Raw genomic sequence first — 15,590 nt, 5'->3', positions numbered from 1 at the left:
CGCTTACTTGAGCTGCGCGGCCGCCTTGCTCGCGAACTGGTTCGTATAGGTCGCGCTCAGATCGATCTTCTTCGGATCGAGCCGACTATCGAACGACGACAACGCGCGCAGGGAAGTCGCCGGGCCATCCTCGGGCATCAGTCCATCCGGCGAATAGGCGTCGCGCACATTGTGAAAAGCGTCGAGATAGAGCGTTGGGTCACCCAACAGATAGGCTTGCGGCACCATCTTCAGCAGATCCGCGTCGCTCGCGGTCTGCAGCCAATGATTCGCGCGCACGATCGCGTTGGTCAGCGCCTGCGTCGTCTTGGGATTTTTCTGGATGAAGCTCTCGGGCGCGTAAAGCGTCGCCGCGGGCATCGTGCCGCCGAACAACGCCTTCGTGCCCTTCACGGTACGCGTGTCCACCAGCACCTTGATCGCGCCGCTACGCGTGAGCTTGGTCATCATTGGATCCACATTGGACAGCGCGTCGATCTGCCCGCTGCCCACCGCGGCCAGCACCGTCGCGCCGCTGCCGACGCCGATCGCGGAAATATCGCTGCGCTGCACGCCGGCCTTGCGCAATGCAACGGTGAGGACGAGATCCGTCGACGAACCCGGCGCGCTCACGCCGACCTTCGCGCCTTTGAAGTCCGCCAGCGACTTGAGCTGGTCGGCTTTGGATTTCACCACGCCGATCACGATCTGCGGTGCACGGCCCATCAATGCGAAGGCCCGATAATGTTGCCCCTTGGCCTGCATGAATAGTGTGTGCTCGAACGCCCCCGCGCCGACGTCGGCGCTGCCGCCCACTACCGCTTCGAGCGCCTTCGAGCCGCCCGCGAAATCTTCGAGCGTGACGTTCAGGCCTTCGTCCTTGAAGTAGCCGAGCTGTTGCGCGGCGAGGACCGGCAGATAGTAGAGGCCGGGTAAGCCGCCGACGGCCATCGTCAGTGTCGGCTTTTCCGGCGTGTCCTTCGCGAACCCGGCGCCGGGCAGCGCGGCCAGTGCAAGCAGCATCAGGCAGGCGCGCGTCGCACGCTGCATCCAGTGATTCGGCATGGGGACGTCTCCTGGTTGGTTTTCCGTTCGAACGGTGATGCAGGCGCATATGCCACGGTCGACGCTGACGGCGACAACGCGCGCAACGATTGTCGTCTGACGGTTTCACGGGCGCCATGCGCCGAAACCCGAATGAGGTGTCGGATGCGAGGCAGGCTCGCGCATGCGGAAGAAAGAGGATCGACTGGAGGCGTCGCCGATGAACTCTCGTGCCTTGCTCCCTTGTTATGGAAGCGGCACCGGCCGAGGCAGCGGCCGCGGCGGTGCGCCGCCAGCGGACGGCAACTGGATATACGGCGCGACCACGAACGGTGGCGGCGATTCCCGAGGTAGTTCGACCGGTGCCGCAATCGGCGGCGCGGCGACGATCGGCTCCGGCGCAGGCGGCGAGCTCAGCAGTACGGTGCCGCTCTGGCCATCGTTGACGCCGCCAAGCGTATCGAGAACCACGGGAGCGCGGTCGTTACGGGAGCCCGCGAATGCGTCCGACGCGACGCACAAAGTCGCGAGCGTCGCCACGGCGGCCACTGCCATCACGGGTCGGAAAAGTTGGAGCGAATGGACAGAGGACATGGGCAGCCCCGATGAGTTATGAATGCCGTCGTGCGCGAAAGATCGCCCCACCTTACCGCGACCCGCGTTACGAAGCTAGTCGATATTCGCCATCAGCAGCTATCTGGCGCCGTCCGCTCCAAAAGCGTGTTGTTTTCGACGTCCAGATACGACAAAGCCCCGCTTTGACGGGGCTCGACAGGGGTACCGCGATGGCCACGCAAAAGCAGGCGCCGCCGGATCAAACGCAAAGCGCAAACTCACAGTGAATAGCCGTTGGTCTCCAGCGAACGGATGCGCTGTTCGAGCTGGACGATATCCGACGACGATGCCAGATACGCCTCGCGACGGCTACGTTCCGCGGTTTCGAACCACGTGCTGAGCTTGTCAAGAATGAATGCAAACATGATGTTCTCCAAGGAATCAGATGAACCCCCCGGTGATTGGCACTAGGGATTTCCCGTAAAGGGTTAACCCGCATTATAGCTCAAAAGCACGGTCCGATTCGTGAGATGCCCGCACGCAGTGCATTCTTTTTGGCATGTTGCACTAGTTTGGCGCATTCAATCGGAACGACCGTGCGCTTGTTGTTCGCGTTCCAGTGCGCAGATTGCCGGCATAACATACGATCTGGTTCCGCCTGCCGTTCGGCCGACGGCTAGAGCGGGTGGCAACCGTGTCCCGAAACAAGATCCGTATCCGCTAGTCGCTCGATAATCGGACAATCCGGGCGATCATCGCCGTGGCAGTGATCGGCCAGGTGCGCGAGCGTGTCGCGCATGTCGGTCAGCTCGGCGATGCGGCGATCGAGCTCGGCGACATGTTCGAGCGCAATGCGCTTTACTTCCGCGCTTGCACGCGAGCGGTCGTGCCATAACGCTAGCAGTCGTCGGATATCTTCGACCAGAAATCCGAGCCGGCGCGCCTGGCGAATGAAGCGCAGAGAATGCACTTCCTGCGGGCCGTATACGCGATAACCGGCGCTCGTGCGCGCCTTTGCGGTCAATAGGCCGACGCTTTCGTAGTAGCGAATCATTTTTGCCGTAACGCCCGACGCGCGGGCGGCTTCCCCAATGTTCATGGCTGTTTCCCCAAAGTTATGGCCGACCCCGAGCCGATCCTACACCTTCCCATGGTGGGAAAGTCAGCTACCCACGCATCGCTCAGCAGGCATAATTCGACTATCCGCTATCTGATTCCGTCGAGGTCTTTGCAATGACAATCGAACTCCATGTAGAAGGCATGAGCTGCCAACACTGTGTTGCTGCGGTTACGAACGCGATTCGCGAGCATGACGCAGCCGCGCAGGTTCAGGTGGATCTCGCGACCGGCCGCGTGATCACGGAGTCCGCACAACCGGTCGATGCGTTGAAGGCCGCGATCGTAGAAGCCGGATACACGGTCAAGTCTGTCGGCTGATCACGCCGATCATGTTCAAGATTGCCGTGATCGGTGGTTCCGGGCTGCTCGGCCGCGCGCTGAACGACGAACTTGCGCGCCAGGCCGGCTGGCAATGCGTCGCCACCGCATTTAGCCGGCCGTCGCCGCAGATGATCCCGTTGGATGTTCGCGATAGCGTTGCGGTCGAGCGTTTCATCGACCACGTGGCGCCGGATGCTGTCGTGATTGCCGCGGCGGAGCGTCGTCCCGATGTCTGCGAGCGCGATCCGGAGCTTGCAAGTGCGCTCAACGTCGATGCCGTGCGGACGATCGCCGCGGCGGCGAACCGACACGGCGCGTGGACGCTGTTGATTTCGACCGACTACGTGTTCGATGGCACGCACCCGCCCTATCGTCACGACAGCATACCCGCGCCACTCAACGCGTACGGGCGGAGCAAACTGGAAGGCGAGCGAGCGCTGGCCGAAACGGCCGAGCGCGGATGCGTGCTGCGTCTGCCGCTGTTGTATGGGCCGGTTATCAGTTGGTCGGAATCAGCCGTGACTAGCCTCGTGCCTGCGATCGTGGCATCGGCCGCGCCGAACGGCCAAGCCGCCGCGATGGACGCCTGGGCAATCCGCTACCCGACGTTCACGCCCGATGTCGCTTTCGTCATCCGACAGATGCTTGAGCGACACGCGCGCGGCCAAACGATCTCTGGCATCGTGCAATGGTCGGGCGACGAACCGATGAACAAATACGAAATCGCCGTGTGTCTGGCAAAAGCCTTGCAACTCGACGCGCAGCTGACGCCCCAGCGCGCAGCCACCGATGCCACGCCGCGCCCGCACAACTGTCATCTGGCATCGAGCCGTCTGGAGGCGTTTCAAATCGGCCGACGCACACCGTTCGATATCGCGATCCGGCAGGTGGTAAGCGGGCAATGCACGACGTCGCTTATGCAAGGCGAATGAAGGCGCGCTGGTCTGCCGGGGCCCAGGGGCCAATGCGCCGGGGTCTCGTGGTCGTCGGCTCTTTCTGCAAGCGGTAGGTCGTTAAACGCCGCAACGAAATACCGATACGGTTAGACGCCATGTGTCCTGGAGGGCAGGACCTGGGAACTCAGGCTGGCTGCGGCTCTCGGTCCTGCGACCGTGTCATAGAAGAGCCAGCTCTTCTGCCGACTGTAAATTGTGTATTCCATGATGGGCCGAACGCGACTTCCACACGTAAGCGAAAATGAGCTGGAGGAAGGACGGTGCGGGGTTAACCATGGACGTTCGGCGATTTTTATCGCGCGCGCGAATGCCGAATAGAAGCCATCCTTGCATCAAATCAAGGAAGTGCTGCGGCTGCGCTTCATGTGCGAACGCGGCCAGCGCGAGATCGCGGCGACGATCGACTTGTCGAGCGCGTCGGTCGGGGGACTACCTCGATCGTCCCGCCTCGCGCTACTGGATTTCGGTAAACGATCGCGTTAGCTGTTTCGGCCGCCACCGTCGTTAAGCCGTATATGCCAACTGCGCAACTGGCCGCTGGTCCACCGTGAGCTCGGCTCGAGACGTCACCGCTCGACCTGCTGTCGAACGAGTACGGGGCGTAGGAGCCCGAAGGCTACGGCTACAGTTTTGCCAGCCATCGACTGCTAGGGCAACCAGTTCGGCATCGTTGATCCGCACCCCTGCGGAATTAGCGAGGCGGAGTTGTCATCGTGACGCGCAGGCTCGGGTGCAATCACCGCTTCGTGACTGGCGACCCCGGCTACCGGAGCGCACGCGGTGGCAAGCCGGCGCCGGCTGTAGCGACGTGTCTGCCAGGCGCTGCGGATGTGGAGCCGGGTCCATTTGCGCAGCAGGTTGGCGCTCCCTCGTGCTTGAGTGCAAGCCCGGCGACCGGACCGCACGGCCCGAGGTACGCTTTCACCCATTTCTGTCTGGGTGCTGGCCGCGCTTGCGCGGCGGAGGCCTGCGACTCGGGTTTGAGCCGGCCGCCTGCGTGAAGGGAATGATAGCGAAGCAGCAGGCTGGACAGAAGAAAGTCGGCTCGTCACGGAAAAACCGGCTTCTTCCGGTGACGGCCGCGTAAACGCAAAAACCCCACCGCGGGGGTGGGGTTTCTGAGGTGCTGGGGAGCCTGACGATTACCTACTTTCACACGGGCAATCCGCACTATCATCGGCGTGGAGTCGTTTCACGGTCCTGTTCGGGATGGGAAGGGGTGGGACCGACTCGCTATGGTCATCAGGCATGACGGGTTGCTGCGTCGCGGGGCTGGAGCCAGCCGGGCGCGCCACAGCCAATCGGGAAGAAGCGTAAGGGATTCGTGTGGGGGGTTGTGGTGTTTCTGGCACAACACCGGTCTCAACCGTGTGGGGTCTGCATAAGACCCTGCGCCTTGCGCAGGGTGGGGCATCCATAAGCGCTCAAGCGCTAACGGCTGCCGGCACACACCGGTTATAGGATCAAGCCTTACGGGCAATTAGTATCAGTTAGCTCAGTACATTACTGTACGTGCACACCTGACCTATCAACGTCCTGGTCTTGAACGACCCTTCAAGGGGCTCGAAGCCCCGGGGATATCTCATCTTAAGGCGAGTTTCCCGCTTAGATGCTTTCAGCGGTTATCTCTTCCGAACATAGCTACCCGGCGATGCCACTGGCGTGACAACCGGTACACCAGAGGTTCGTCCACTCCGGTCCTCTCGTACTAGGAGCAGCCCCCTTCAAATATCCAGCGCCCACGGCAGATAGGGACCAAACTGTCTCACGACGTTTTAAACCCAGCTCACGTACCTCTTTAAATGGCGAACAGCCATACCCTTGGGACCGGCTACAGCCCCAGGATGAGATGAGCCGACATCGAGGTGCCAAACACCGCCGTCGATATGAACTCTTGGGCGGTATCAGCCTGTTATCCCCAGAGTACCTTTTATCCGTTGAGCGATGGCCCTTCCATACAGAACCACCGGATCACTATGACCTGCTTTCGCACCTGTTCGACTTGTCAGTCTCACAGTCAAGCACGCTTATGCCATTGCACTATCAGCACGATTTCCGACCGTACCTAGCGTACCTTCGTACTCCTCCGTTACACTTTGGGAGGAGACCGCCCCAGTCAAACTGCCTACCATGCACTGTCCCCGATCCGGATCACGGACCAGGGTTAGAACCTCAAACAGATCAGGGTGGTATTTCAAGGTCGGCTCCACGCAGACTGGCGTCCACGCTTCACAGCCTCCCACCTATCCTACACAGACCGGTTCAAAGTCCAATGCAAAGCTACAGTAAAGGTTCATGGGGTCTTTCCGTCTAGCCGCGGGGAGATTGCATCATCACAAACACTTCAACTTCGCTGAGTCTCGGGAGGAGACAGTGTGGCCATCGTTACGCCATTCGTGCAGGTCGGAACTTACCCGACAAGGAATTTCGCTACCTTAGGACCGTTATAGTTACGGCCGCCGTTTACCGGGACTTCAATCAGGAGCTTGCACCCCATCATTTAATCTTCCGGCACCGGGCAGGCGTCACACCCTATACGTCCACTTTCGTGTTTGCAGAGTGCTGTGTTTTTATTAAACAGTCGCAGCCACCAGTTTATTGCAACCCCTTCACCCTTCTGGCGCAGGCCAGTCAGGCTAGCAGGGCGTACCTTATCCCGAAGTTACGGTACCAATTTGCCGAGTTCCTTCTCCCGAGTTCTCTCAAGCGCCTTAGAATACTCATCTCGCCCACCTGTGTCGGTTTGCGGTACGGTCACTGTGAAACTGAAGCTTAGAGGCTTTTCCTGGAACCCCTTCCAGTTGCTTCGCTTCCGAAGAAGCTCGCGCCACACCCTTGAGTCCTGTGCCCGGATTTGCCAAAGCACCCTCTTCAATGCAGCGACCGGGACTTCCAACACCCGGACAACCTTCCGCGATCCGTCCCCCCATCGCATTTCACAATGGTGCAGAAATATTAATCTGCTTCCCATCAGCTACGCATTTCTGCCTCGCCTTAGGGGCCGACTCACCCTACGCCGATGAACGTTGCGTAGGAAACCTTGGGCTTACGGCGAGGGGGCCTTTCACCCCCTTTATCGCTACTCATGTCAGCATTCGCACTTCCGATACCTCCAGCACACTTTCCAGTGCACCTTCGCAGGCTTACGGAACGCTCTCCTACCATGCACATAAATGTGCATCCGCAGCTTCGGTATATGGCTTAGCCCCGTTACATCTTCCGCGCAGGACGACTCGATCAGTGAGCTATTACGCTTTCTTTAAAGGATGGCTGCTTCTAAGCCAACCTCCTGACTGTTTTAGCCTTCCCACTTCGTTTCCCACTTAGCCATATTTGGGGACCTTAGCTGGCGGTCTGGGTTGTTTCCCTCTTGACACCGGACGTTAGCACCCGATGTCTGTCTCCCGTGATTGCACTCTTCGGTATTCGGAGTTTGCTATGGCGTAGTAATCCGCAATGGACCCCACAACCATGACAGTGCTCTACCCCCGAAGGTGATACACGAGGCACTACCTAAATAGTTTTCGGAGAGAACCAGCTATTTCCAGGTTTGTTTAGCCTTTCACCCCTATCCACAGCTCATCCCCTAACTTTTCAACGTTAGTGGGTTCGGTCCTCCAGCACGTGTTACCGTGCCTTCAACCTGGCCATGGATAGATCACCTGGTTTCGGGTCTACACCCAGCGACTGGACGCCCTGTTCGGACTCGCTTTCGCTACGCCTGCCCTAATCGGTTAAGCTCGCCACTGAATGTAAGTCGCTGACCCATTATACAAAAGGTACGCCGTCACCCTCTTTCAAAGGCTCCGACTGTTTGTATGCATGCGGTTTCAGGATCTGTTTCACTCCCCTCCCGGGGTTCTTTTCGCCTTTCCCTCACGGTACTGGTTCACTATCGGTCGATCACGAGTATTTAGCCTTGGAGGATGGTCCCCCCATCTTCAGACAGGATTTCACGTGTCCCGCCCTACTTCTCGTACACCCAGTTCTTTCATAATGCTTTCGCCTACGGGGCTATCACCCGCTATGGCCGCACTTTCCAGAGCGTTCGGCTAGCACTACAAATAAAGAGTACAGGCTGGTCCCATTTCGCTCGCCACTACTCTGGGAATCTCGGTTGATTTCTTTTCCTGCGGTTACTTAGATGTTTCAGTTCACCGCGTTCGCTTCGCTGAACCTATGGATTCAGTTCAGGATGACCCATACGGGCCGGGTTTCCCCATTCGGATATCGGGGGATCAAAGCTCGTTTGCCAGCTCCCCCCCGCTTTTCGCAGGCTACCGCGTCCTTCATCGCCTGTGATCGCCAAGGCATCCACCACATGCACTTGTTCGCTTGACCCTATAACGGGTGTGTCTCTGTGTCGACCCACGTTAGCGCCTTGGCGCTTAACGTGGCTCCCATCCCCCGCAGGGGACAGACGCACTCGCTACAGGTTGAGTATTCGTGTTGCGCCGTATTCCAAGGCGATCTCTCGATCACCTTTAAAATACATCGATACAATCACAACCCTGATTCACCTACTCACGCACCCATCTCCAGGCACGCTTTCGTGAATCTCCTTACTACTTCTTCCTGATTGTTAAAGAACGACAGCCGGTATCACATTCCATCGCGTACCGCGCTGACTGGCTCAATCGCCAATGCCAAGTACTCAGCCTCACTTCGCGCTGAACCCTTGGCATTGAGGATTGGTGGAGGATGACGGGATCGAACCGACGACCCCCTGCTTGCAAAGCAGGTGCTCTCCCAGCTGAGCTAATCCCCCCGGCCCCACACAGACCCGGGCACACTCCCCCGGCCCCGCACCACAGACAAGGATGGTGGGTCTGGATGGATTCGAACCATCGACCCCCGCCTTATCAAGACGGTGCTCTAACCGGCTGAGCTACAGACCCCTGAGCCTGTCTGCGTTGCTTTCTTAACCACAGCCGATAAGCGTGAGCACTTGACGCGAGCAATGCTCGACTCTGGAAAGGAGGTGATCCAGCCGCACCTTCCGATACGGCTACCTTGTTACGACTTCACCCCAGTCATGAATCCTACCGTGGTGACCGTCCTCCTTGCGGTTAGACTAGCCACTTCTGGTAAAACCCACTCCCATGGTGTGACGGGCGGTGTGTACAAGACCCGGGAACGTATTCACCGCGGCATGCTGATCCGCGATTACTAGCGATTCCAGCTTCACGCACCCGAGTTGCAGAGTGCGATCCGGACTACGATCGGTTTTCTGGGATTGGCTCCACCTCGCGGCTTGGCAACCCTCTGTTCCGACCATTGTATGACGTGTGAAGCCCTACCCATAAGGGCCATGAGGACTTGACGTCATCCCCACCTTCCTCCGGTTTGTCACCGGCAGTCTCCCTGGAGTGCTCTTGCGTAGCAACTAGGGACAAGGGTTGCGCTCGTTGCGGGACTTAACCCAACATCTCACGACACGAGCTGACGACAGCCATGCAGCACCTGTGTTATGGCTCCCTTTCGGGCACTCCCGGCTCTCACCAGGATTCCATACATGTCAAGGGTAGGTAAGGTTTTTCGCGTTGCATCGAATTAATCCACATCATCCACCGCTTGTGCGGGTCCCCGTCAATTCCTTTGAGTTTTAATCTTGCGACCGTACTCCCCAGGCGGTCAACTTCACGCGTTAGCTTCGTTACCAAGCCAATGAAGGCCCGACAACCAGTTGACATCGTTTAGGGCGTGGACTACCAGGGTATCTAATCCTGTTTGCTCCCCACGCTTTCGTGCATGAGCGTCAGTATTGGCCCAGGGGGCTGCCTTCGCCATCGGTGTTCCTCCACATCTCTACGCATTTCACTGCTACACGTGGAATTCCACCCCCCTCTGCCATACTCCAGCGCTGCAGTCACCAATGCAGTTCCCAGGTTAAGCCCGGGGATTTCACATCGGTCTTACAGCACCGCCTGCGCACGCTTTACGCCCAGTAATTCCGATTAACGCTCGCACCCTACGTATTACCGCGGCTGCTGGCACGTAGTTAGCCGGTGCTTATTCTTCCGGTACCGTCATCCACCCCCGGTATTAACAGGGATGCTTTCTTTCCGGACAAAAGTGCTTTACAACCCGAAGGCCTTCTTCACACACGCGGCATTGCTGGATCAGGGTTGCCCCCATTGTCCAAAATTCCCCACTGCTGCCTCCCGTAGGAGTCTGGGCCGTGTCTCAGTCCCAGTGTGGCTGGTCGTCCTCTCAGACCAGCTACAGATCGTCGGCTTGGTAGGCCTTTACCCCACCAACTACCTAATCTGCCATCGGCCGCCCCTTGAGCGCGAGGTCCCGAAAGATCCCCCGCTTTCCTCTCCCGAGCGTATGCGGTATTAATCCGGCTTTCGCCGGGCTATCCCCCACTCCAGGACACGTTCCGATGTATTACTCACCCGTTCGCCACTCGCCACCAGGGTTGCCCCCGTGCTGCCGTCCGACTTGCATGTGTAAGGCATGCCGCCAGCGTTCAATCTGAGCCAGGATCAAACTCTTCAGTTCAAACCTGTTACTGTTTTCGGTCCATCTCTGAACCGGTCGCTCACTCAACGTACTGACGATGATCAATCCGTCTTCCGACAGATCAACCTTCCTCTGATACTGTGTGAGGCTTCTTGATACTTCTGCCTGACAGCAGATTCCGCAGAACCCGCTGCCGCATTGCGCATCAAGCGCCCACACTTATCGACTGTTAGTTTTTAAAGATCGGTCCGCCCAACCCGCCGTACCGGCATGACAGCTACCCGGCACTGCTTCGTCTGGCGTCGCTGCATCAGCAGCAGAGAAGCGGGATTATGGAGAATTTCCTTCGGATCGTCAACAGGTTTTTATCACTCGATCAACCTGCCCACCCGCTGAAACCCTCGCCATCAAAGGCTTCCCGCTTCTCCGTGCCCGGCATCCGGAGCACGAAAGAGCGGGATTCTAGTCGCCGCAGCTCGAACATGCAAGCGAAATCCAAGGGTTTTCCTTAGGGCGCCTTTCCGATACGACCCGGATCGTCTATCGCCGGCCTTTTCACCTCAGGCGACAGGGGCTGCGCGGCGGACGCGCCGATAGTCCAGTCATGCAGCACGGTATAAGCGACCGCCAATAACGTGGGGCCGATGAAAACACCAAGGAACCCGAACGCCAACGCACCGCCCAGAATACCGAGCATCACCAGGATCAACGGCATGTCGCTATTCTTGCCGATCAGGATCGGCTTGACGACGTTGTCTGCCATGCTGACTACCAGCACACCCCATATGACCAGAAAAATCGCCCATCCCGTCGAGCCACCCTGATACAGCCAGATCGCAGCGGGCAACCAGACGATGACCGGACCGCCCGGTATCACCGACAGAAAAAACGTCGCGAGCCCAAGCAACGCCGGCGCCGGTACGCCCGCCATCCAGCAGCCGAATCCCGCGAGAACCGCCTGCACGAGGGCCGTACCAAGGATCCCGTAGACCACGCCCTTCACGGTGCTGCCCGCCAGCGCCAGCAGATACTCGGCGCGCTCACCGGCGACTCGCCGCATGCCTGCGTTCAGCCAGGCGGCCGCCCCCTCGCCACCGGTATAAAAGAAGAACGCGAGCACGATGCTCAACGCGAGCAGTCCCAGCCCATGCGTCACCGCAAGCGCCGCCGCGAGAATCCACTTGCCCGCCGGCGCGGCGAGCGTGCGCGCTTGCGCGATCAGCTCGGAATTGCTGCTGGTCACGCGCTCCCAAAAGGCCTCGATGCTCGAACCAACCAGCGGAATCCGCTGCACCCACCGCGGCAGATCGGGCAGCCCCGACTCGAAAAGTCTTTGCACCAAGGCCACGATATCGTGAACATGCGCGCCGAACGCGAAACCCGCATAGACGAATGGCCCGAGCACCACGACCAGAATGATTAACACGATCAAGGTCGCAGCCAACTTGCGCCGGCCGCCAACCACACCGGTGAGTCGCCGGTAGAGTCCCCAGGAGCTGTAGCTCAGGATGGCCCCCCACAGCAACGCGGTCGTGAAAGGCGCCAGTACCAGCAGCGACCCGCCCACAAGCACAATCAATGCGAATACCGCGGCAAGTCGTTCGATCAGTTGGTCCGATTTCACGATGGATCTCCTATAGCGCCAGACCGTGGCAATGAAAATGACACACGCCCGTCAGGCGCCCGCTGAACGCCGTCAGTATAGAAGCGAGTCGGACGTCCGCGGCTGTCTTATACCATCCCGCCAGCGCAACCTGCGTCGAGTGCGACGTGCCGATGGCACACGTATTTTTTTGAGATAAAAGTATCCAAATCGCCAGCCGATTGCCGACCAACCGATGTAGCTCCGTGGAAAAGACTACAATATAAGGTTACGTGCCCCCAATTTTGTGGATTTATGCGCTCGCGAATCGCCAAACGTCTCCCTCCCGACGCCGACAAGCTCGTCGGTCTCTCGCTCGCGCTCTTCGCGTCGGGCAGCCGTACCGAAGATCGCTTCTGGGAAGCGAAGCTCGACGCGCTGCTGGCTAAGATCGTGCGTAACGCCAACCAGACTACGCTGGATGCCGCGCTCGATCATCTGCAGCAAAACCATCCCGATGCCTACGGCGCGCTGGCCGACATGGCCGAAACGCATAGCGAATCGTTCGTCATCGAACACGAAGGCGCGTCTTACGAAGCGCTGCTGATCGCCGCGCCCGTGCTCGCCTGGACCCGCTACGTGATTCCGTCCGGCCCGCTCAAGTCTGACGCCGCCGACGTCCTGCGCGCGCACCTGCAAGCGCACGTGCTCGCCGCCAACACGCGCGTGGCAATGGCTCCGTTCCTTTACAGCATCGACCAGTTGCCGCGCCATCACGTCGAGACATGGCGCATCGCCCAGCAACTCGCGCAAGCCGCGCTCAGCGGCGGCAACGCGAAACTCAATTTTGGCGAACTGCCGGAGACTTCGCCAATTCTGGCAGACCCGCGCTTCCTGCTCGCCGTAGTCGTCGCGCCCATCGGCGAAGCGACGTTCCGCTGGCAGGAAGAAGAGCATGGCACTCGTATCGAGCGCGGCCAATGTCTCGAGCAATGGGCCACGCAAGGCGGCGCGAATCTGTCGGCCGTGCTGCCGGGTTGCGAGTTCGAGTGCCTGCTGCCGGATGCGTACTACTCCGCCTGCCGCGACGCCGACGAAAGTGTGCGTCCGCACACCGTGCGTACCGCCGTGCGTTATCTTTTCGACACAATTGGTGCGGCACCGCAGGACCTGCGCGCAGTGGTCGCCGGCTTCGGCGAACGGCGCATCGACGAATACCGCGTCGGCTTCACGCGCAAAGGCAGCAACGACGTCATCTACGGGGTGGTGTGGCCACTCTACGGCCGCGAAAACGGCGAGCCGGGCATCGACGAAGAGCCGCAGGAAATCACCGGCTCGGACGAGCCGCTCGAGGAAATCGTCGCGCTGCTCAAGGAAACCGGCATCACAGATGTGCGCCGCCACGCGGGCCGCTTCGAGCCGGAATATTGCGACGACTGCGGCGTGCCGCTATATGCGGACCCGCTCGGCGAAATCGTCCATGCGGAAATGCCCGAGGACGCCGAGTCCGCGCAACCCCATTTCCACTGATCCCGACGTCGCCATCCACGCCTTATCGCGAAAAAGCCCCGTACAAGCGGGGCTTTTTTTTAAATGTCCGGCTTTCTTATGCCTTTTGGACAGCCGTCAAAACGAAGGGAATTTGTCATCATAGGTACGGCGACGCATCGCCGTGATCAAGTCAGCTTCACGAGTCACAGATGCGTCGCGCCATTTCGCCCGATACATCTGGAGACATGCATGCGCTTCGCGATTCTCAATTCAAACGCAGAACGACGTGACGGACTCAAAGCGTTGCTGCGGCAGATCGACCGGCTGGCGCGCTTCACCGAAGCCGATGAGTGGCGCCTGCTCGAACGTCCGTTCAAGCGTTATCGGCCTGATCTCGTCGTGATCGACTGGGAGGACTGGATGTCGGTTGCGCAAGTTCGCGCGTTGCTCAGCCACTTTCCCGACCTACGCATCAGCGTCCTCACCGATGGGACGTTGCCCGCGCTGGTGCGCGCGCTGATGGACGAAGGTGTGCTCGGCGTCGTGCCACGCGACACCGATCCGCGCCTGATCGTGCGCGCGTTGGAAATGGTGCTGCTCGGCGGACACTATGTGCCGCCCGGCGCGCTGGCGATCGATCCGCCGCTGCCGACCGACACCACGATCCGTACCTTCGATGAAGAAACTCCGCCGCCCCGCCGCAACAAACTCTCGAGCGGACTGTCGCCGCGGCAGGAGCAGATCATGCGGTGCGTGCACATGGGCAGCACCAACAAGATGATTGCGCGCACGCTCGGCATTAGCGAAGGCACGGTCAAGATCCACCTCACCAGCATATTCCAGCAACTCGGCGCACCCAATCGCGCCGCCGCGGTCGCGCTTTACAACGGCTGGCTCACGAATCATTTGCAAGTTCTACGCAACGACGGCGAGAGCAGCGCGCGGCCCGTCATACGCGGGCAGCCTGGCCCGGTCCCGCTCCGGCATCGCAACCGCGGGCGCTTCCTGTATCCGTTGCCCGGCAGCGACACCAGCAGTGCGCTACCGATGGCCGCGGAGCCCACCAAGTCGTATGGTGAGGCCCCGCATGGCGGCCCCGAGCCGAAGCCGGTCGGGCCGGGCTCCGCATGAGCCGGGTCGCGCCGCGCATATCGGCTAGATCATGCGCATGCGCGCAGGTTGACGGTAGGCTGGCATGGAATCCGCTCACACCTTTTGTCGTCCAACGAGTAATATGAGATTCATGGGTTTCCTCTACACACCGCTTCCGTTGTGGGTCGCTGTCGGTGGCTGGATTGCCACTGCGATGGTGATCGCGCTCGCGCTGTGGAAAAACCCTTTCAAAAGACTTCAGGACGGCACGCTCCAGCATGTCTGGCTCGCAATAATCGTCGCCGTATCGGTGCTGTGGGCGAGCAACGCCTGGCTCGACGACGGCACCGTCATGCACCTGCTCGGCGCCACGCTCGTCGTCACGCTGTTCGACTGGGGGCTCGCCCTGATCGCGATGGCGGTGGTCACCGGTCTGGCCGCCGTCGTCTTCGATGCGCCTTGGCAGGGCATCGCGCTGACGTTCCTCGTATACGGCGCACTGCCCGTCGCGATCTCGACCTTGCTGCAGCGCATCTGCACCGCGTGGCTGCCACGCAATCTCTTCATGTTCATCGGCGGCCAGGGCTTCGTTTCACCCGCCATCGCCGTGTCGCTGACCGCCGCCGCAGCGCTCGGCGTTCATATCGCGGTCTCCGGCGGTTCGATGACGGTGGTGCCCGTCGGCTACGCACTCAGCGTGCTGCTGCTCGCCACCGGCGAAGCATGGTTCACTGGTATGGCTACCGCGCTGATCGCGGTCTACCGTCCCGCGTGGGTTACCACGTACGACGTGCGGCGTTACCGGCTGGGCGGCCCGCGCACCTGAGAGTGCATGTTTTGACGTCGCGCGCGGGGCTCCCGTGATAATCAGCGCCTCGTCGTTGGAGGTTCTTTGGTCACTCCGGCCAGAACAAGATGTCAGAATATTTGCAGCGACATTGAACTCAACCCGTGCGCGGGGCATCTTATTTGCCTCATCTCCC

General features: G+C 59.9%; 10 protein-coding genes, 2 tRNA genes and 3 rRNA genes. 5 read left to right on the top strand and 10 right to left on the bottom strand.

The annotated features are described in order from the left end of the window. Positions 1-3 precede the first annotated feature (3 nt). From BJG93_RS05110 to cueR, 4 genes are all read right to left on the bottom strand, one after another. Positions 4-1,044, bottom strand: coding sequence for an ABC transporter substrate-binding protein (locus BJG93_RS05110; protein WP_027197252.1), 1,041 nt, complete (start codon positions 1,042-1,044; stop codon positions 4-6). Positions 1,045-1,269: 225 nt separating this feature from the next. Then, positions 1,270-1,578, bottom strand: coding sequence for a hypothetical protein (locus tag BJG93_RS05105; protein WP_082194619.1), 309 nt, complete (start codon positions 1,576-1,578; stop codon positions 1,270-1,272). Positions 1,579-1,856: 278 nt separating this feature from the next. Further along, positions 1,857-2,003: a DUF3563 family protein gene (locus tag BJG93_RS05100; protein WP_082194618.1), complete on the bottom strand. Its 147-nt coding sequence runs from the start codon at positions 2,001-2,003 to the stop codon at positions 1,857-1,859. 251 nt (positions 2,004-2,254) lie between these two features. Further along, on the bottom strand, positions 2,255-2,677 hold the full coding sequence (cueR, locus tag BJG93_RS05095) for a Cu(I)-responsive transcriptional regulator (protein ID WP_027197250.1): 423 nt from the start codon (positions 2,675-2,677) through the stop codon (positions 2,255-2,257). Positions 2,678-2,811: 134 nt separating this feature from the next. On the opposite strand from cueR, the gene BJG93_RS05090 reads away from it, so the two are divergent. Together BJG93_RS05090 and BJG93_RS05085 are read left to right on the top strand one after the other, a co-directional pair. Continuing rightward, positions 2,812-3,015 carry a heavy-metal-associated domain-containing protein gene (locus tag BJG93_RS05090; RefSeq protein ID WP_027197249.1) on the top strand — a complete coding sequence of 68 codons (204 nt, stop codon included), beginning with the start codon at positions 2,812-2,814 and terminating at the stop codon, positions 3,013-3,015. An 11-nt stretch (positions 3,016-3,026) separates the two neighbouring features. After that, positions 3,027-3,950 carry a dTDP-4-dehydrorhamnose reductase family protein gene (locus BJG93_RS05085; RefSeq protein WP_027197248.1) on the top strand — a complete coding sequence of 308 codons (924 nt, stop codon included), beginning with the start codon at positions 3,027-3,029 and terminating at the stop codon, positions 3,948-3,950. 1,157 nt (positions 3,951-5,107) lie between these two features. On the opposite strand, the gene rrf is transcribed toward BJG93_RS05085, so the two are convergent. From rrf to BJG93_RS05055, 6 genes are all read right to left on the bottom strand, one after another. Continuing rightward, positions 5,108-5,221, bottom strand: a 5S ribosomal RNA gene (gene rrf, locus BJG93_RS05080). A gap of 212 nt (positions 5,222-5,433) precedes the next feature. Next, positions 5,434-8,315 (bottom strand): 23S ribosomal RNA (locus BJG93_RS05075). A gap of 351 nt (positions 8,316-8,666) precedes the next feature. Beyond that, positions 8,667-8,742 (bottom strand) — tRNA-Ala (locus BJG93_RS05070). A 53-nt stretch (positions 8,743-8,795) separates the two neighbouring features. After that, positions 8,796-8,872 (bottom strand) — tRNA-Ile (locus BJG93_RS05065). Between the two features lie 76 nt (positions 8,873-8,948). After that, positions 8,949-10,481, bottom strand: a 16S ribosomal RNA gene (locus BJG93_RS05060). The 16S, 23S and 5S rRNA genes sit together here with 2 tRNA genes alongside, the layout of an rRNA operon. A 469-nt stretch (positions 10,482-10,950) precedes the next feature. After that, positions 10,951-12,066 (bottom strand): AI-2E family transporter, encoded by a 1,116-nt coding sequence (locus tag BJG93_RS05055; RefSeq protein WP_027197247.1) that lies wholly within the window; start codon positions 12,064-12,066, stop codon positions 10,951-10,953. 273 nt (positions 12,067-12,339) lie between these two features. On the opposite strand from BJG93_RS05055, the gene BJG93_RS05050 reads away from it, so the two are divergent. From BJG93_RS05050 to BJG93_RS05040, 3 genes are all read left to right on the top strand, one after another. Beyond that, entirely contained in the window at positions 12,340-13,554 is a 1,215-nt protein-coding gene (locus BJG93_RS05050) for a DUF2863 family protein (protein WP_027197246.1), read from the top strand. A gap of 210 nt (positions 13,555-13,764) precedes the next feature. Continuing rightward, complete coding sequence (locus tag BJG93_RS05045; protein WP_027197245.1) at positions 13,765-14,646, top strand: response regulator transcription factor; 882 nt, start codon at positions 13,765-13,767, stop codon at positions 14,644-14,646. 112 nt (positions 14,647-14,758) lie between these two features. After that, entirely contained in the window at positions 14,759-15,433 is a 675-nt protein-coding gene (locus BJG93_RS05040; protein ID WP_027197244.1) for an energy-coupling factor ABC transporter permease, read from the top strand. Positions 15,434-15,590: the final 157 nt, after the last annotated feature.

Source organism: Paraburkholderia sprentiae WSM5005 (assembly GCF_001865575.2).
GTDB classification, from domain to species: Bacteria; Pseudomonadota; Gammaproteobacteria; order Burkholderiales; family Burkholderiaceae; genus Paraburkholderia; species Paraburkholderia sprentiae.
This window is presented reverse-complemented; position numbering and strand designations above follow the sequence as displayed.